Origin of the sequence: Enterococcus sp. DIV1368b (assembly GCF_050529595.1) — a bacterium.
GTDB lineage: Bacteria > Bacillota > Bacilli > Lactobacillales > Enterococcaceae > Enterococcus_B > Enterococcus_B mundtii.
On the sequence record NZ_CP172883.1, the window covers coordinates 198,950 to 216,306 of the forward strand.

General features: G+C 39.2%; 18 protein-coding genes and 1 pseudogene. 13 read left to right on the top strand and 6 right to left on the bottom strand.

The genetic code is table 11. The features are described from left to right. Positions 1–26: 26 nt before the first annotated feature. Positions 27–590 carry a peptide deformylase gene (def, locus tag IGJ19_RS00975; protein WP_010734376.1) on the bottom strand — a complete coding sequence of 188 codons (564 nt, stop codon included), beginning with the start codon at positions 588–590 and terminating at the stop codon, positions 27–29. Between the two features lie 242 nt (positions 591–832). Here def and rpsO point away from each other — a divergent pair, with 242 nt between their 5' ends. The 4 genes from rpsO (at position 833) to IGJ19_RS00995 (ending at position 5,923) form a co-directional block, all read left to right on the top strand. Continuing rightward, positions 833–1,102, top strand: coding sequence for a 30S ribosomal protein S15 (gene rpsO, locus IGJ19_RS00980; RefSeq protein WP_010734375.1), 270 nt, complete (start codon positions 833–835; stop codon positions 1,100–1,102). A 177-nt stretch (positions 1,103–1,279) separates the two neighbouring features. After that, on the top strand, positions 1,280–3,391 hold the full coding sequence (gene pnp / locus IGJ19_RS00985) for a polyribonucleotide nucleotidyltransferase (RefSeq protein ID WP_071866107.1): 2,112 nt from the start codon (positions 1,280–1,282) through the stop codon (positions 3,389–3,391). 176 nt (positions 3,392–3,567) lie between these two features. Beyond that, a complete protein-coding gene (locus tag IGJ19_RS00990; RefSeq protein ID WP_065096493.1) occupies positions 3,568–3,825 on the top strand; it encodes a GlsB/YeaQ/YmgE family stress response membrane protein in 258 nt (85 codons plus the stop codon). Between the two features lie 100 nt (positions 3,826–3,925). Next, positions 3,926–5,923 (top strand): KUP/HAK/KT family potassium transporter, encoded by a 1,998-nt coding sequence (locus IGJ19_RS00995; RefSeq protein WP_115357113.1) that lies wholly within the window; start codon positions 3,926–3,928, stop codon positions 5,921–5,923. 137 nt (positions 5,924–6,060) lie between these two features. On the opposite strand, the pseudogene IGJ19_RS01000 reads toward IGJ19_RS00995, so the two are convergent. Together IGJ19_RS01000 and pepG1 are read right to left on the bottom strand one after the other, a co-directional pair. Further along, positions 6,061–6,138 (bottom strand): annotated as a pseudogene (locus IGJ19_RS01000) (putative holin-like toxin); the annotation flags it as partial. A gap of 193 nt (positions 6,139–6,331) precedes the next feature. Next, entirely contained in the window at positions 6,332–6,475 is a 144-nt protein-coding gene (gene pepG1 / locus IGJ19_RS01005; protein ID WP_104775597.1) for a type I toxin-antitoxin system toxin PepG1, read from the bottom strand. A gap of 260 nt (positions 6,476–6,735) precedes the next feature. On the opposite strand from pepG1, the gene IGJ19_RS01010 reads away from it, so the two are divergent. After that, on the top strand, positions 6,736–8,034 hold the full coding sequence (locus IGJ19_RS01010) for a hemolysin family protein (RefSeq protein WP_074799582.1): 1,299 nt from the start codon (positions 6,736–6,738) through the stop codon (positions 8,032–8,034). A 46-nt stretch (positions 8,035–8,080) separates the two neighbouring features. On the opposite strand, the gene IGJ19_RS01015 is transcribed toward IGJ19_RS01010, so the two are convergent. The 3 genes from IGJ19_RS01015 to IGJ19_RS01025 all read right to left on the bottom strand — a co-directional run bounded on the left by IGJ19_RS01015 (position 8,081) and on the right by IGJ19_RS01025 (position 10,936). Beyond that, positions 8,081–9,457: an MATE family efflux transporter gene (locus IGJ19_RS01015; protein WP_074799583.1), complete on the bottom strand. Its 1,377-nt coding sequence runs from the start codon at positions 9,455–9,457 to the stop codon at positions 8,081–8,083. 218 nt (positions 9,458–9,675) lie between these two features. Continuing rightward, positions 9,676–9,999 carry a DUF960 domain-containing protein gene (locus IGJ19_RS01020; protein WP_071866112.1) on the bottom strand — a complete coding sequence of 108 codons (324 nt, stop codon included), beginning with the start codon at positions 9,997–9,999 and terminating at the stop codon, positions 9,676–9,678. 328 nt (positions 10,000–10,327) lie between these two features. Further along, entirely contained in the window at positions 10,328–10,936 is a 609-nt protein-coding gene (locus IGJ19_RS01025) for a 50S ribosomal protein L25/general stress protein Ctc (protein ID WP_071866113.1), read from the bottom strand. Between the two features lie 321 nt (positions 10,937–11,257). Here IGJ19_RS01025 and IGJ19_RS01030 point away from each other — a divergent pair, with 321 nt between their 5' ends. The 8 genes from IGJ19_RS01030 (at position 11,258) to IGJ19_RS01065 (ending at position 17,339) form a co-directional block, all read left to right on the top strand. Beyond that, positions 11,258–11,974, top strand: coding sequence for a 16S rRNA pseudouridine(516) synthase (locus IGJ19_RS01030; RefSeq protein WP_430604302.1), 717 nt, complete (start codon positions 11,258–11,260; stop codon positions 11,972–11,974). Between the two features lie 71 nt (positions 11,975–12,045). Further along, the gene (locus IGJ19_RS01035) at positions 12,046–12,252 is read left to right on the top strand and encodes a hypothetical protein (RefSeq protein ID WP_233433747.1); all 207 of its coding nucleotides are present in this window, start codon (positions 12,046–12,048) and stop codon (positions 12,250–12,252) included. Next, positions 12,249–12,944: a YjjG family noncanonical pyrimidine nucleotidase gene (locus IGJ19_RS01040; protein ID WP_142433575.1), complete on the top strand. Its 696-nt coding sequence runs from the start codon at positions 12,249–12,251 to the stop codon at positions 12,942–12,944. The genes IGJ19_RS01035 and IGJ19_RS01040 overlap by 4 nt, the downstream gene beginning before the upstream one ends. An 83-nt stretch (positions 12,945–13,027) precedes the next feature. Beyond that, positions 13,028–13,657, top strand: a complete 630-nt coding sequence (udk, locus tag IGJ19_RS01045) for a uridine kinase (RefSeq protein WP_010734363.1) — start codon at positions 13,028–13,030, stop codon at positions 13,655–13,657. Positions 13,658–13,987: 330 nt separating this feature from the next. Further along, positions 13,988–14,590: a TVP38/TMEM64 family protein gene (locus IGJ19_RS01050; RefSeq protein WP_074799588.1), complete on the top strand. Its 603-nt coding sequence runs from the start codon at positions 13,988–13,990 to the stop codon at positions 14,588–14,590. A gap of 25 nt (positions 14,591–14,615) precedes the next feature. Continuing rightward, the gene (locus IGJ19_RS01055; RefSeq protein ID WP_177187663.1) at positions 14,616–15,104 is read left to right on the top strand and encodes a GNAT family N-acetyltransferase; all 489 of its coding nucleotides are present in this window, start codon (positions 14,616–14,618) and stop codon (positions 15,102–15,104) included. Between the two features lie 434 nt (positions 15,105–15,538). Next, on the top strand, positions 15,539–16,912 hold the full coding sequence (locus IGJ19_RS01060; RefSeq protein WP_074799589.1) for a hypothetical protein: 1,374 nt from the start codon (positions 15,539–15,541) through the stop codon (positions 16,910–16,912). Further along, positions 16,893–17,339: a YaiI/YqxD family protein gene (locus IGJ19_RS01065; RefSeq protein WP_071866118.1), complete on the top strand. Its 447-nt coding sequence runs from the start codon at positions 16,893–16,895 to the stop codon at positions 17,337–17,339. Before IGJ19_RS01060 ends, IGJ19_RS01065 begins: the two co-directional genes overlap by 20 nt. Positions 17,340–17,357 lie beyond the last annotated feature (18 nt).

Consider the following 17,357-nt stretch of genomic DNA (forward strand, 5'->3'; position numbering starts at 1 on the left):
CTGTTCATTTTTGTCATTATCTATTCTTACTCGATCACCAAGACGCCTTCTTTTAAGGCAAAAGGATTTTGATCATTGATATGGTCATAGAACATTACGCCATTGATATGGTCGATTTCATGTTGTACTACGATGGATTCATAATTTTTTAAACGGATTTTTTGTTTCTCACCGTTTTTGTCATAATACGAAAGCGTGATTTTTGCATGGCGCACAACATACCCAGGGACTTCACGATCGACGGATAAACAGCCTTCACCTTCGCCTAAGCAAGCATTCTGGACGGAATGGCTCAGGATTTTTGGATTATACATGACCGTACTCAACGTCGGTTCTGTGATTTCTGGATCTGGATTTGGTACGTGGACCGCAATGATCCGTTTTGAAATATCAAGCTGAGGCGCAGCTAGGCCGACACCACCACGTAAATTTAATTCTTCTGCTTTGATTGGATCTTGGCTATTTTTAAGAAATTCCAACATTTCTTCTCCTAATAAGAGATCTTCCTCACTGAGTGGAAGAGCGACTTCTTGCGCTACTTCACGTAATGTTGGATTGCCTTCTCGAATAATGTCATCCATTGTGATCATGGAATATGTACCCCTTTCTTATCAAACACTCTCTTTTCGGTTAATAGTTTACCATAAATTTGAAAAAGTAGTAGCCTGATTGTTTAATCAACTAGATTTTCTTAAGGATTCTACACTTGATTTATTAGGAAGATTCAGGTAAAGTATAGCTGTATGTTTAAAGCATATGTCCTGTTACTTGGTTAAACGAATCACCAACGTTTTACTCAGTCACAGGGGAATAATTAAACGAGGTGAAAGAAATGGCAATTTCAAAAGAACGCAAAAACGAAATCATCAAAGATTACGCACGTCATGAAGGAGATACTGGTTCTCCAGAAGTACAAATCGCTGTATTAACTGAAGAAATCAACCACTTGAACGAACATGCACGTGTTCACAAAAAAGATCATCATTCATACCGTGGTTTGATGAAAAAAGTTGGTCATCGTCGTAACTTGTTAGCTTACTTACGTAAAACTGACGTTCAACGTTACCGTGAATTGATCCAACGTCTAGGCTTACGCCGTTAATTTTTAACAGAAAGTGGGGTTCGCGTGAATCTCACTTTTTTACTTTAAACTATCAAACATTTCTGTGAATCAGCTCGATGGACTCCTACTAACCAAATGAAAGGTGCAAAAGATCGCTTTCGCGGTTTTCATTTGTTTAGTAGCGTCTAGCGTTCACGAGAAGGAAAAGGAGTATTTATGTCAGAAAAACAAGTTTTTAAAACGACATGGGGCGGACGTCCCTTAGAGATCGAAGTTGGCCAATTAGCCAAACAAGCCAATGGAGCAGTATTAGTTCGTTATGGGGATACGGTCGTATTAAGTGCGGCAGTTGCTTCAAAAGAAGCCAAAGATACAGATTTCTTCCCATTGACGATCAATTATGAAGAAAAAATGTATGCAGCTGGTAAGATCCCAGGAGGATTTATCAAACGTGAAGGTCGTCCAAGTACGGAAGCAACCTTGACTGCTCGTTTGATCGACCGTCCGATCCGTCCAATGTTTGCGGAAGGTTTCCGTAATGAAGTCCAAGTTACAAATATCGTGATGAGTGTGGAAACAGATTGTTCTCCCGCAATGGCAGCAATGTTAGGTTCTTCACTAGCTTTATCGATTTCAGATATCCCATTCGATGGACCAATCGCAGGTGTTGAAGTTGGCCGTGTCAATGGCGAGTACATCTTGAACCCAACAGTTGAACAAGCAGAGACTACCGATATCGAATTAAGCGTAGCTGGGACAAAACAAGCAATCAACATGGTTGAAAGTGGCGCAAAAGAAGTTTCTGAAGAAGATATGCTGGGTGCATTATTATTTGGATTTGACGCAATCAAAGAATTAGTCGCATTCCAAGAAGAAATCGTTCAAGCTGTCGGCAAAGAAAAAATGGAAGTTTCTTTATTACAAGTCGATGCTGACTTGAAAAAAGAAATTTTTGATGCATCATATGGCACGATGAAAGAAGCGGTCATGACAGAAGAAAAATTAGCGCGTGAAGATAATATCGACCAAGTGAAAATCGATATTCGCGAAGCTTATGCAGAGAAATTTGCGGGTCATGAAGAGGAAGCGCAATTACTAAAAGAAGTGAAACAAATTACGGAAGATCTTGAAAAAGACGTCGTTCGTGAGTTGATCACGATTGACAAAATCCGTCCTGATGGTCGTAAATTAGATGAGATCCGTCCTTTAGCATCAGAAGTTGGCTTGTTGCCACGTGTTCATGGTTCTGGATTATTTACTCGTGGACAAACTCAAGCACTATCATCATGTACATTGGCACCTTTAGGGGAACACCAAATCATTGATGGCTTAGGTGTAGAAGTCAGCAAACGATTCATCCACCATTACAATTTCCCACAATTTTCTGTGGGTTCAACTGGTCGTGCCGGTTCACCAGGTCGTCGTGAAATCGGTCATGGTGCATTAGGTGAACGTGCATTAGCACAAGTGATCCCTTCAGAAGAAGAGTTTCCTTACACGATCCGTCTAGTGGCAGAAGTGCTTGAATCGAATGGTTCATCTTCTCAAGCAAGTATCTGTGCAGGTACCTTAGCATTGATGGACGCAGGTGTGCCAATCAAAGCACCTGTTGCTGGTATTGCTATGGGATTAGTATCTGATGGTGAAAACTACACGATTTTAACAGACATCCAAGGTCTAGAAGACCATTTAGGCGACATGGACTTCAAAGTTGCCGGAACAAAAGATGGAATCACAGCACTACAAATGGATATCAAGATCCAAGGTATCACGGAACAAATCTTAAAAGAAGCACTGGCACAAGCAAAACAAGCACGTATGGAAATCTTAGAAGAATTGACTTCAACGATCGCTACACCACGTGAAGAGCTTAGCCAATATGCACCTAAAATCGAAATGATCCAAATCGATCCTACGAAAATCAAGGATGTCATCGGTAAAGGTGGCGATACGATCAATGGAATCATTGATGAAACAGGCGTGAAGATCGATATCGATCAAGACGGTAAAGTAAGTATTGCTTCTTCTGATAAAGAAATGATCCAAAAAGCAATCAAGATCATCGAAGACTTGACAAAAGAAGTCAAAGTTGGCGAAGTCTACCTTGGTAAAGTTGTTCGTATCGAAAAATTCGGTGCATTTGTCAACTTGATCAAAGGGAAAGACGGCTTAGTCCATATCTCTCAATTAGCGAATGAACGTGTGAACAATGTAGAAGACGTTGTGAAACTAGGCGATGAAGTGTTGGTGAAAGTGACAGAGATCGACAAACAAGGTCGTGTGAATCTTTCAAGAAAAGCAATGTTGAACGAAGAGGACAAGAAGTAATTCCATCGTTTTAAGATAAAAGTTTTTTAATAAGCGTACTACTACGAAAATAATTTTATATTTTCAAAAGTAGTACGCTTATTTTTTTAAAATCGTTAAAGTAAAACGCATAAAGGGTCAATTTATATTTTCTTAATAAACACTTAGTTATTTAAAGTGCAAAAGGAGGAATGGAAATGATCCATTTTTTATTCTCATTGATTGTAGGTGGCGTATTAGGATTCGTTGCTGGAGCTGTTCTTAATGAAGATGTTCCAGGGGGCGTCACTGGAAATATTATCATTGGTTTCTTTGGAAGTTGGTTAGGTGAATTTGTGTTAGGCGATCTAGGTCCATCAATCAGTGGCTTTTATCTTATCCCATCATTGATCGGGGCACTCGTTTGTTTGGCTCTTTACTCCTTTACAGCCGATTATTTAAGAAGACGTCGATGAATCGGTTATTTTTAGCTGATTTATTGACACCGACGTTGAATACTTGGATAATTAGGTGGAATTTAGGTCAATCATAGGATTGGAGAAATGAGGGGGAACAGTGACAACAAAGCATAACACAAAAAAAATCTCGATGGCTGGGTTATTAGTCGCCATGGGGGTTGTTTATGGAGATATCGGTACCAGTCCGCTTTATGTAATGAAAGCAATCGTAGAAGACAATGGCGGCTTGCGGGGGATCAACCCAGATTTTGTTATCGGAGCAGTCTCCTTGATTTTTTGGACTTTGACATTATTAACGACGATCAAATATGTCGTGATTGCTTTAAATGCAGATAACCATGGGGAAGGTGGGATCTTTTCTTTATATACTTTGGTTAGAAAAGGCGGTAAATATCTGATCATACCTGCAATGATCGGTGGCGCAGCATTATTAGCAGATGGGGTACTGACCCCCGCTGTAACGGTTACGACCGCTATTGAAGGATTGCGTGGGATTCCACAATTCTTTGACCGTTTCGGCAATGACCAGAACATCATCGTCATTATTACTTTAGTTATTATTTTTGTTTTATTCATGGTCCAACGATTCGGTACAGAAGTTGTCGGGAAAGCATTTGGACCGATTATGTTTTTATGGTTCACCTTTTTAGGCGCGATGGGCTTGTTTAATTTCAGTCAAGACTGGACAGTGATCCGTGCCTTAAATCCTTATTATGCGATCCAGTTGCTATTTAGTCCTGATAATAAGCTAGGTCTATTTATTCTAGGAAATATCTTTCTGGCTACTACTGGGGCAGAGGCGCTTTATTCTGACTTAGGACATGTCGGAAAACGAAACATTCGTTTAAGCTGGCCATACGTTAAAGTATGTTTGGTATTGAATTATTTTGGGCAGGCAGCATGGCTGTTGAATGTCTATCAAAATCCAGAAACCCAAGCGATCGAAAACTTGAATCCATTTTTCAAAATGATGCCGGCTAGTTTTACCGTCATTGGGGTCATATTTGCAACGATTGCGGCTGTTATCGCTTCGCAAGCGTTAATTACTGGGTCATTTACTCTAGTTTCAGAAGCAATCAAATTGAAATTATTGCCTCGGTTGAAAATCATGTATCCCGGAAGCAGTATCGGGCAAATGTATATTCCAGCAGTAAATTTGATTCTATGGATTGCTTGTTCACTGGTTGTTGTTACCTTTAGAACCTCACACCATATGGAAGCTGCGTACGGGCTGTCCATTACCGTAACGATGTTGATGACGACTGCCTTACTTTATTTCTATTTGCTCCAAACTGGCTATCCGAAGTGGTTAGCTCATACAATTACCTTTTTCTTTGGGGCAATCGAAGTCGTCTTCTTTATTTCAAGTATCGTGAAGTTCTTCCATGGCGGTTTTGTCGCTGTGTTGATTGCTTTAGTCATTCTAGCAGTCATGTTTGTTTGGGAACAAGGAAATATCATTCGTGAATCGGTCGCAGAAGAAGTGGCATTAAAAGAATATATTCCACAACTTCAAGCATTGAAAGAGGACAAATCCTTACCAATGTATCAAACGAATGTAGTTTTCTTAGTGCCAGATATGGCAGATGGGAAGGTTGGTCGTCAGTTCGTGTATTCCATTTTAGATAAACGACCAAAGCGGGCGAAGGTCTATTGGTTTGTCCACGTAGAAGTAACCGATGAACCCTATACGAAAGAATATCAAGTGGATATGATGGGAACCGACTTCGTTGTTCAAGTGAACCTGTTCTTAGGATTCCGCGTACAACAAGAAATCAATGTCTACGTTCGACAAATCATCCACGATTTAATGAAACAAGGACGTCTACCAAAACAACCACAGACGTATTCATTGACTCCAGGAAGAGAAGTCGGCGATTTCCAATTCATCTTGATCGACGAAGTAGTTTCCAATGTAACAACTCTTGGAAAATGGGAACGACAAATCATGCAAGCCAAACTTGCCATCAAGAAAATCGCTACGACGCCAGAAACATGGTTTGGTTTAGAATACAGTGAAGTCAAACATGAAACAGTACCTTTGCTGATTGGTGGAACAAGAAAAACGTGGTTGAAAGAACGAAAAAGTAAGTAGATAAAGAATTAGTTTATGCTATACTAAAACTGGAAAGAGGAGTTGCGATAACAACTCCCCTTTGACAGTACCGCTTAATTAACAGCGGCATATTTCAACTTATTTTTTACAAAATAACCGTCCTATGCCGAGGACGGTTATTTCTTTTTGTCGTTGTTAAGCAATGCTACAACCAACGTAATCAGAGCGATAGTAAACATACCAAAGCTGAGCATCAATTTAGACTAAATGCCCAACTGACAGAGGATCTTCCCTAGAACTTAATCTAGTAAGCATGTCGATAGTATGCTATACTAAATACGAAAAGAGGAGTTGCATCAACAACTCCCCTTTGACAGCGTTGTTTAAAAAACAGCGGCATAGGTTTAGTTAATTGTTATAAAAATAACCGTCCTAAGCCGAGGACGGTTATTTCTTTTTGTCGTCGCTAAGCAATGCTACAACCAACGTGATCAGGGCGATGGTGAACATACCAAAGCTGAGCATCAATTGGATTGTATCGAATGCCGACAAAAGGCGTCTCCTTTCGTAAGATTTAGAAAGTATGTGCATACGCACCACCTCGCTTTCGAAGGATAGCCACCGTCATTAAACTGTACTGTCACGTAATAGCATAGCACATGCGTACATTTTAAACCTTAATTTATAAATTTTCTTGTTATTGAATAGCTGTTGAATGCTAGTGATACAAGTGAATAAATCCTCCCATTATTTAAAGTGATCTAGTGGGAGAAGCAGAAATCAAAAGCCTCCTAGTTATACTCTTTTTATGAAAAGTTGTACAATTGAAATGGAAAAGTGAGGCGAAACAAATGGTATTAAATTTTGTCATATTATTTTTGATGATAGCAATCACTGCTTTTTTTGTTGCGAGTGAATTTGCTTTAGTAAAAATCAGACGTTCCCGTTTAGAGCAATTGGAAAAAGACGACGTGAAGAACGCCAAACTAGCGCTGCATGTGACCCACCATTTAGACGATTATTTATCTGCAAGTCAATTGGGTATCACATTGACAGGCTTGATCATTGGTTGGGTTGGCGAAGGTTCTGTGGCAGCATTGTTGGAACCTTGGATCGGTCAACTTCCGATCGGACGGGGAATAAGTGCAACGATCTCTGTCGCATTAGGGTTCATTTTGGTGACGTATGTCGACGTTGTGGTGGGGGAACTTTTGCCGAAAAGTTATAGTATCGTCAATACGGAACAAGTTGTGTTATTCGTAGTCAGACCCTTGCATTATTTTTATCTGGCGATGTTTCCTTTCATCTGGGTATTGAATCATTCGGCAGCAAGCTTAGGTAAATTGCTAGGCGTGAAACTAGTATCAGAAGGTGAAGAAACACTCTCGCAAGAAGAATTGACTTTAGTTGCCCTCAATTCTTACCAGCAAGGTGAGTTGACAAAGGATGAATACCAGTACTTAGAAAATGTCTTTGAATTTGATGACACACTGGCAAAAGACATTCAAGTAGATCGGACATCGATGCAAGTATTTGATGCGTCAGATACAGTCAAACAAGCCATCAAGGAATCGATTGAACGTGGGCATACGAGATATCCTGTCATACTGGAATCCAAAGATAATGTGTTAGGATACGTGACATTACCTGCGTTGATCAAACAATCTTTAGAAGATGACCAGATAACGGTGGAGTCTCTGATTGAAGAACCAATCGTGACAGCAGAAACTATCCCCATCAAAAAACTATTGACGATCATGCGAAGAAAAGGAAAACATATAGCGATCTTAAAGGATGAATATGGTGGGACAAGTGGACTTGTCACGATCGAGGATATTTTAGAAGAGATCGTCGGTGAGATTCGAGATGAAACAGATGTGGACCAAGCATTGATTGCGAAACAAGAAGATGGTAGCTATATTGTTTCAGGTAAGTTGACGCTTGATGATTTTGAGCGCTACTTCAATGAAGATGTGCCAGAATTTGAAGAAACAAATTTCATCACTCTGGCTGGCTTTATGTCAAGCTATCAAAAAGAGATCGAACCAGGTACAGTGATCACGATTGGACAATTCAAATTTACAGTTTTGGAATATGATCATGCACATATCGACTATTTCAACTTGGTGATTTTACCAACGAATCCATAGAAAAAAAGTGTTCTTCCCGTAGTATAGGAGGAACACTTTTTTTAATCTAATAACTGATTTCAGCATCTTCAATTGAAAATTGCTGTTGTTCGGCGTCTAGCTGTTTCAAATGTTTCACAGCGCGGAGATAAGAGTAAAGCAAGACAATGACAGAACCAGCCCAAGCGAGTGGTGAAGCAAGAGCAGCACCTGGATAGCCCCAGATTCCAGTCAGAATGATTGCAGCGAAAGAACGCATGATCAGTTCCATCATCCCTGCAATCGTCGGTACTTTACTTTGACCAAGTCCTTGTAATGTGTAACGTAAGATAAATAGGATAGCTAAGATCCAGTAAAGGGAGCCGTTGATGTTGAAATACGTTTGTGCCAAATCAAAAACGACAGTTTCATTTGGGCTGACAAACAAGCTCACCAATGGTCGACCAAGGAAAATGACAATTGCTCCGGCTAAGAAACTAAAGCCGATACTCATCACTAATGTTTGACGAACGCCTTTTAAGATACGCCCATATTGTTTCGCTCCATAGTTTTGTGCTGCAAAAGTCGCCATCGCAATCCCAAAGGACATCATAGGTTGAACAGCAAATTGATCGATTCGACCAGCTGCGGCTTGGGCAGCTACGACATCTGTACCTAAGCTGTTTAATGCAGATTGCAAGACGATTGCACCAATCGCAATGATCGAAGATTGGAAAGCCATTGGTAAAGCAACATTCAAATGCATACGGATCTCTTGTTTATCGAACGAAAAATCTTTTTTACGTAATTGAAGCATTGGGATCTTTTTCTTGATATAGACGATACATAATAGACTAGAAGCAATTTGCGCAATCACTGTTGCAATAGCAGCACCTTCTACTCCCATACCGAAGTTGATAATAAAGATCAAATCCAAGACAACGTTGATAATTACCGCAACGATCAAAAAGAGTAAAGGCGTTCGACTATCACCAAGTGCGCGAATAACATTTGACAATAAATTGAAGCTGACGGCAGCAAAGATTCCCCATAGGATGATCACGATGAATGTTTGTGCTTCATCAATGATATCTGCAGGTGTTTGCATCAACTGGAGCATCGGACGAATAAATACTAAGCTAAGGACAGTTAAAATCACAGTAACAATGACACTAATCATGACACTTGTAGCAAAACTTTTTTTCAACCCCCGGAAGTCTTTCGCACCATATCGTTGTGCTGTAATAATGGCTAAACCAGCGGTTAGACCTTGAGCAAAGCCAATAATCAAGAAAGTTAATCCACCGGTAGCTCCTACAGCCGCTAGTGAGTTTTTCCCTAATGTCTGCCCAACGATGATCATATCGACCATGTTGTAAAACTGCTGAAAAACATTGCCTATCAATAAAGGGACAGTAAATAGCAAAATCAGTTTGGCTGGGCTTCCTTTTGTTAAATCGCGCATCTTGTAAACTCCTTATTTCTTTTAAAATTTAGTTAGTAGTATATAGTGTTTACCCTTGGAATACCAATTAGAATCTGATGATAAATAAATAGCTAAAATGCTTTATGTTTTCTGAAAATTTTCAGAGAAGGTCATCATAAAAGTAGCCAAGAAGTGAGTCTGCGATGAAAATCAAAGAGTCAACTTACTTGGCTATCGTGCAAAACAAAGGGTTTTTTTTAGTATTGTTTAATTTCACTTGGGAGAAGAATGGTTTCTCTGGTCCCATCATCATAGGCAAATACTTGCGCCGGATACTGTGGAGAATAAGGGAATGGTAAATCGATCCCCATCTCGACGGTACTGCCTGCTTGAGAAAAATGCAAGGTTACTTTCCCATGATTGTTGATTAAATCAAAAGCTAAAATATTATCTAATGGAATAACACCCTTAAGGTCTAAATCAATAACGAACCAGATACTATCGATCAGTTCATCTGGTAAACTTGATACCACACCTAGTGATGCGTATCGATTACGGCTATTATCAAAACTTTCAAACATCGGCTTAGCCTCCTTTGTCTAAAAAACCGAAATGACGAGAACAACATATTATTATCAGGATAAACGAGTTATACTTTTTTAACGTTGGTTCATTCTAATAAACATTTATACAAAATGCAACAATATTTGCATACTTTTTTTCAAAGTATAAGAAACTTTTAAGAGGACTTCAAGAAACCTTACTATATAAAGGTTTTTGCGCTTATCAAAAAAACAAATAAGGGTTGATAAATAGGAATATACCATTCTTAAAACAATTTATTTTTAAGTGGGAATTAAAAAAAACGAAGCAATGACACAAGTCACTGCTTCGTTGATCAAAAGACGTTTATTCTTCAGTTGAACCAATCACTTCTGGTTCTGCTGCTTCACCAGTTGATTCTTCTTCTTCTGTTGGTGCAACAACTGCGGCGATTTGTTCTTCTCCATCAGTAATGATCGTGTATGCGTCATTTTTTGGTAGATCCGCTACAGTGATCGAATCACCTAATGCTAAATCAGTGATATCCACTTCGATGTTTTCTGGTAATTGATCTGGCGTAGCAGAAACAATCACAGTATATAGGTTTTGAGCCAATACACCACCAGATTTCACACCAGTAGATTCGCCCACAAGGACAATTTCTGTTTCGACTTCTGTTTCTTCTGTCATATTAACAGATAGGAACTCCACGTGTTCTAATTGGTTGGTAAATGTGTTTGATTGGACTTTATGAACAAGTGTGTTGACTTTTTTTCCTTCAATATTCATTGTGATAACTGTGTTTGCGGCATTCTCACGCAATACTTTACTAAATGTCGCACGATCAAATGAAATTGGCGTGCTTTCTACATTGTAGCCATAAACGATTGCAGGAACTTTTCCTTCATGACGCAATTTGTTTCTCAATGAACGGGGACGTACTTCTCTTTTACTTACTTCTAATGATACTGACATAACCAAAATTCCTCCTTAAAATGTGACTGTCTGCTTTGGTGTCAGACAGATTTTATTTAAGTGAATGTCACATGGTCTCTTGCACATTATCAGGTAGCGCGAAAAAACGCAAAAAGACAGATGCGCGCATCTGCCCTTAAAAAGTCAGGATTCAACTTTTCTCCACCAGGTCATTACGCTGTGTATGAGAAATCCAATTCACTTTACTCTTTAACCGTAACGCGAATTTCTAAGTAAGTCAAGGAAACAACTTAACGTTTCCATTTTGCATGATGTACGATTCAGGTTATAATGCGTATGTAGCTAGGAAAGGAAGCAGTTATGCGGTTAGATAAATTAATAGAAAAAGAATTAGAAACATCACGTAAAGAGATGAAACGACTTTTTGCGATGAAACTCGTACGTATCGATGGTAAAGTGGAACCGAAACAGAATCGTAATGTGGATAGTTTGCTCCACTGTATCGAAGTGGATGGCGTAAATCTACATACAAATGAAGTATACTTTATGCTGAATAAACCCAAAAAAGCTGTAACAGCGGTGACAGACGTTCACAAAACGACCGTTATCGATTTGTTGGCTTCAGCCGACCGCACCCAGCCTTTGTATCCAGTGGGGCGATTAGATCGTGATACAACAGGGTTATCGCTAATCACTTCAAATGGACAATTAGGCTATGAAATGTTACTGCCTGAGAAGAAAGTGAAGAAAACATACGTAGCAGTTGTCAATGAACAAGTGACAGAAGCTGATCAAGTTGCTTTTGAAAAAGGGATCATCTTTGATAGTGGCTATCAGTGTTTGCCAGCCCATCTAGAAGTCTTGGATATCCAACAAGGACAAAGTATCGTACGCCTGACGATCCAAGAAGGAAAATTCCACCAAGTGAAAAAAATGTTTTTGGCTTGTGGGAAAAAAGTGACAGCATTACAACGCATCAGCATGGGTCCATTACAGTTAGATCCACATTTAGCTGAAGGTTCATATCGTTCATTGACGTTAGACGAACTAAAAAAACTAAAAAAATATTTTAAATAATAAAAGTGAATTGGGTATTTCATTCGATGGATTTGTATTACACTCCTAATAGGAGTAAGAGGTGATGTTCTATGTCTGGAATCGAAGGAAAAGACAAAATTAACGAAAAAAAGAAAGTTCAAGTGAATATCAATAAGAATTTAGCTACTGACGTCGAAAGCATTTTAGATTCATTAGGAGTAAATCCGTCTATCGTAATCACTGCTAACAACCTAACAACCCACGAAAATGCAAATAAACGAAACATTAAATATAGAAGAAATAGGAGAATTAGATGAAATATCATACATTATTATTCGACGTAGATGATACGTTATTAGATTTTCAACAAACAGAAGCAGAAGCCTTGCACCAACTCTTTGCGGAACAAGGCATTGAACTGACACCAGAGATCAGAACAAGTTATAAAGCATTGAATCATCATTTATGGCGAGAATTTGAAAAAGGGCAGATGACAAGAGATGAAGTGACAGGCAACCGCTTTGGTCTGTTGTTCCAACAGTTCGGCAAGACAGTAGATAGCCAAGCAATGGATCAACGTTATCGACATTATTTGAATCAGGGCCATCATTGGATTCCTGGAAGCCATGAATTACTGGAAGCAGTGTCAAGTGAAGCTGAACTTTATATAGTGACGAATGGGGTTTCTCAAACCCAACATCGACGATTAACAGATGCTCGGATGATCCATTATTTTCGAGAAATTTTTGTCTCAGAAGCAATTGGCGCACAAAAGCCAATGAAGGCTTTTTTTGATCACGTGTTTGCTAATATTCCTGAGTTGGACAAAGAACGAACGGTGATTATCGGTGATTCACTGACTTCGGATATCAAAGGTGGAAATGAAGCAGGGATCGATACGATCTGGTTCAATAAAAATAAGTTGCCTGAAATACCAGAGATCCAACCAACCTATCGGATTGATTCTTTAGAAGAACTTTACCAGCTCTTGGAAATCTCACCTCATTAATTTTCAGAAAAATAGTGCATTTTCCTTTTTTTTCGCTATAATAGATTAGAATGAAAAAACGGATATGAAAGAGGTTTTAGTCAATGACAAAAAGCAAGCCAATTATCATTGGTGTGACGGGCGGATCGGGAAGCGGAAAGACAAGCGTCAGCCGAGGGATTTTTAGTCACTTTCCAGACCACTCCATCATGATGCTTGAACAAGATTCTTACTATAAAGATCAAAGTCATCTTAGCTTTGAAGAACGGTTGAATACAAACTACGATCATCCTTTTGCCTTTGATAATGAACTGCTGATCCAGCACGTTGAAAAACTACTGAACTATGAAGCCATTGAAAAACCAGTCTATGATTATGTTGCCCATACGAGAAGTCAAGCAACAATCATCCAAGAACCAAAAGAAGTGATTATTTTGGAAGGTATCTTGATTTTAGAAGACGAGCGTTTACGTGATTTGATGGATATCAAGATCTATGTAGATACAGACGATGACATTCGGATCATTCGCCGCATCAAACGTGACATGGAAGAGCGCGGCCGTACCTTAGATTCTGTGATCGAACAATATTTAACAGTCGTTAAGCCGATGTATCATCAGTTTATTGAACCAACAAAACGTTACGCTGATATTATCGTTCCAGAAGGTGGCGAAAATCACGTAGCTATCGACTTGATCACAACGAAAGTTGCTAGTTTTTTGAATCACCAGTAAAAAGATAAGAACAGGTGTTAGAACTGAAGTAGTCGTTATGCCTATCTTCTAAAACCAAATAAACGGCGTTTTATAAGTAACTTCTGCGGGTAATCAGTCATAAAGAAGTGCTCAAATCCGAGAAATAAGCGTGAAAAACCGAAAATTTTTCTTCAAATTTTTGGGATTTCACGCTTATTTCTGAAGGAGCTTCTTCACGTTGTTTATTCGGGCTTAGGAGGCACAAGAGGATCAAGCTTCTGTTGCACGAAGTTGCATACAACGATCTTGTAGTTGTTCGTTACCTGTTCTTTTATGAAATATAGAAAATGAAAAGTGTAGGAGAAGCGTATGGCTGAGAAGAAAACATGGGTACATAGAACCATCCAAGTCGCACCACTCGTTGGATTAAGTATTTTTTTCATATTGATCATGTATGGTTATCGACATGGCATCTTTCAATCGGCAGATTCTTTGCAACAATTCATGCAACAGTTTGGGAGCTATGCGATCATTTTATTTATTCTTATCCAAATCATCCAAGTGATCATTCCGATTCTGCCAGGAGGGATTTCTTCTGTTGCAGGGATGTTGATGTTTGGAAATGTCTTTGGGTTGCTGTATAGTTGTATTGGCTTGATTATTGGTGAAGCAATCGGCTTTTTATTCGTGCGTTATTATGGTACGAGTTTTGTCCGTTTTATCTTATCACCAAAAAAATTCAAAAAATTTGAACAGCTAGTCATTGAAAAAACAAACAATATCAAAAAGGTATTGATCGTTACTTTACTTTTGCCTTTTGCGCCAGATGATTTGATTTGTCTCGTCGCTGGGTTGACGAAGCTTTCATTTAGAGAATACATGCAAATCGTTATTCTTTTAAAACCTTGGTCGGTCGCTGTATATAGTATGATCATGTTGTTTTTATTCCAACAGGCACAAGGGCATTTTTAGTTCATTGAACGGGGGAGAGTAAATGTTGGAGAAAGTAATAGTAACTGAGAAAGAACTCGATGAACTCGTGGCAGTTATCCATGACGTATGGCCAGAAGCCTTTACGCCGATCATCGGTCAAAAGCAAGTCGCTTATATGTTGGAGACATATCAATCAAAAGAACAGATTGAAAAAGAATGTGCAACAGGAGTCAATTATTTCTTATTGAAGCTAGATGGGCGGACGGTTGGCTATACTGCTTATGAAAAGATGGGTTCTTCGATCTATTTAAGTAAACTCTATATTCTTCGAGAAGTACGAGGGAAAGGTTTGACCTCTGAAATTTTTCGTTGGTACGAACAACTAGCAAAAGAAACAGAAGCACAGGAGATTTTCTTGCGTGTCAATCAAGGAAATCAACAAGCAATCGCAGTCTATCAACATCAGGGATTTGTCATTGAGGGAGAGTTGATCAGCGATATCGGCGAAGGATTTCAAATGGTTGATTATAAAATGAAAAAAAGACTCGCATAAAAAGCTTGCTTGTGTTAAAGTATACGTTATGCGACGGGTCGAGAAGATCTCTGAACGTTAGAGGTCTAATTGATTTTGGCGGCACATGATCCACGGATCACCTACCGGATGTAGGCGTGCTGGACAAGACTTTTGTGGAGAAGGGCTTGTCTGTCTGAATCTTTCAGGCACCAGTGAGTGGCGAACAGAAATGTTCAACACTCAAAAATAAGCAGGGATTCCCAAATTTGCTAGTCAAATTTTGTGGAGTTCCTGCTTTTTTTTCTATCGGTTGACTGCGGATCAGTGTGCTGCTTTCACAACCTCTATAGGGTGTTGGCTGCTTTGCTCCTATGGTATAATCAGTTTTGTACCTACAGACATGTGGGTATGTCTATAGAGATGATGCGTTGACATGACAAGTCGCTCATGTTTAACACGTAAGGAGTTTTTATATGATTGATAAAATCAAACGATTTGGGCGGAACTTTACCCAGACGACACCTTTTATTTTGAGTAATACGGTTATCTTGGTGCCGTATCTTTTATTTTTAAGTTTGAGTGATGGGAACCAATGGTTATCGATTTTACCCTTCACTTTGTTCTATACCTTTCGCATGACAGGTCTGTTCTTAGTTAGTAGTATTCGCTTTGGTCTGGATAGCTATACCTTGTTGATGATTTCTTTATTGATGGGTGGTGCAGGTTCGTTGATCGGGATTTTCGGTGTCCTTTATTTCCCGTTGTATTATCTATCAAGTGTACTTTTAGGACTAAGTGCGGCATGGCTGATCCCCACAAATATCACAGTGAATTACCATGAAAAACAACAGGGATTCACGAACATGTCAGCAAATAAATTTCCATTTGCGATTTTGTTGTTGCTTCTTTTGTTTCGGGTGATCGAGCTTCCTGGGTCAACACAAGTCGTCATGACGTTAGCTTTATATACATTGTTCTATATTATGGCATACCATACGGTCAGTCATTATCCACGCTACGAATTAGATTTTAAAGAGATGAAGTCGAATGTGGTAGTTACCAAAGAGTTGCTTTTATTTATCGGCTTTTTCGTTTTGTTGTTTCTTTTGAGAAATGCTCGTTTGTTGATTGACCCTGCGTTATTTGATGTGGCAATCTATGGATTTATGCTGTTGTTTCTATTTGCGGCTTTTTATCTTGGGAGAGCGAGAAAGCATTGGAAATTACCCACTTGGTTGAATAGTTTTACTTTTTTGAATGGCATGTTAGGCAATTTTCTTTTTTTATTCGGGACACTTTATATCGGTCGTATCTATGGTTTCGACTATTTGGGCGTGTATATGTATTTACCTTATGTTGCAGGGATGGTGTTAGCTAAAATCATTGGCAATCAAGTGATCCAGATTCCGACGATCGAACCAGTCCTCATTCAACTAGCCGGAGTATTTAGTTCGTTGATGGTACTGTTACTTCCACAAATCGGTTTTGTGGTTGGCTTATTCTTATTAAGTTTTTGGCATGCGATAATAGGCAGTTGGTTGAATCGTACGTATTATGAGATCGACGCAGAAATACCGATGGATAATCGCGTGATCAAGAAGTTTACGACGCAAAACAAAGGAAGTGTGACCCATCAATTCTTATTGATGTCATTGATGTTGTTGATGGCACAATGGTTGGACAAACCTGTGAGCGTATTGCTCCAACTGACTGGTAGTCTGAGCGTGCCAAACGCGATGATCCAATTGTTAGTTTACGTAAAATGGATAAATGTCAGTGTATTGCTCCTTGGGGTAACTGCTGTTTATCTTTTATGGAGGAAAGAACATGCGAAAAATATTCATTGATGGTGACGGCTCTCCAGTGAAAAATGATGTGATTGAAATTGCGGCATCTTTTCAATTAGAGGTAATGATCGTGACAAGTGTCGATCACTATACTAATAAAGAGTATCCAAGTTATGTACAGTTTGTTTATGTCGATAAAGGGGCAGACAGTGCAGATTATAAAATCGTCGGGCTGATCAAAAATGGTGATTTTTTGATCACTCAAGATTATGGCTTAGCTTCACTGGTCTTACCTAAAGGTGTTCGAGTCTTTCATCAATCGGGGAAAGAGTTTGATACCACGAACATTGACGGATTATTGGAACAACGTTACCAAAGCAGTAAGTTGAGAAAAGCGGGTATCCGGACGAAAGGGCCGAAGCCTTTCACTCACGAAGATCACCAACGGTTCAAAGAAGCGCTGATCCGAGCGCTTAAAGAAAGTTGAATAGAATATAAAACAGGT

Bases quoted from the DNA above. Each gene is read 5' to 3' on its own strand.
- def (WP_010734376.1), bottom strand. From the start codon at position 590: ATGATCACAATGGATGACATTATTCGAGAAGGCAATCCAACATTACGT.
- rpsO (WP_010734375.1), top strand. From the start codon at position 833: ATGGCAATTTCAAAAGAACGCAAAAACGAAATCATCAAAGATTACGCA.
- pnp (WP_071866107.1), top strand. From the start codon at position 1,280: ATGTCAGAAAAACAAGTTTTTAAAACGACATGGGGCGGACGTCCCTTA.
- IGJ19_RS00990 (WP_065096493.1), top strand. From the start codon at position 3,568: ATGATCCATTTTTTATTCTCATTGATTGTAGGTGGCGTATTAGGATTC.
- pepG1 (WP_104775597.1), bottom strand. From the start codon at position 6,475: ATGCACATACTTTCTAAATCTTACGAAAGGAGACGCCTTTTGTCGGCA.
- IGJ19_RS01010 (WP_074799582.1), top strand. From the start codon at position 6,736: ATGGTATTAAATTTTGTCATATTATTTTTGATGATAGCAATCACTGCT.
- IGJ19_RS01015 (WP_074799583.1), bottom strand. From the start codon at position 9,457: ATGCGCGATTTAACAAAAGGAAGCCCAGCCAAACTGATTTTGCTATTT.
- IGJ19_RS01020 (WP_071866112.1), bottom strand. From the start codon at position 9,999: ATGTTTGAAAGTTTTGATAATAGCCGTAATCGATACGCATCACTAGGT.
- IGJ19_RS01025 (WP_071866113.1), bottom strand. From the start codon at position 10,936: ATGTCAGTATCATTAGAAGTAAGTAAAAGAGAAGTACGTCCCCGTTCA.
- IGJ19_RS01030 (WP_430604302.1), top strand. From the start codon at position 11,258: ATGCGGTTAGATAAATTAATAGAAAAAGAATTAGAAACATCACGTAAA.
- IGJ19_RS01035 (WP_233433747.1), top strand. From the start codon at position 12,046: ATGTCTGGAATCGAAGGAAAAGACAAAATTAACGAAAAAAAGAAAGTT.
- IGJ19_RS01040 (WP_142433575.1), top strand. From the start codon at position 12,249: ATGAAATATCATACATTATTATTCGACGTAGATGATACGTTATTAGAT.
- udk (WP_010734363.1), top strand. From the start codon at position 13,028: ATGACAAAAAGCAAGCCAATTATCATTGGTGTGACGGGCGGATCGGGA.
- IGJ19_RS01050 (WP_074799588.1), top strand. From the start codon at position 13,988: ATGGCTGAGAAGAAAACATGGGTACATAGAACCATCCAAGTCGCACCA.
- IGJ19_RS01060 (WP_074799589.1), top strand. From the start codon at position 15,539: ATGATTGATAAAATCAAACGATTTGGGCGGAACTTTACCCAGACGACA.
- IGJ19_RS01065 (WP_071866118.1), top strand. From the start codon at position 16,893: ATGCGAAAAATATTCATTGATGGTGACGGCTCTCCAGTGAAAAATGAT.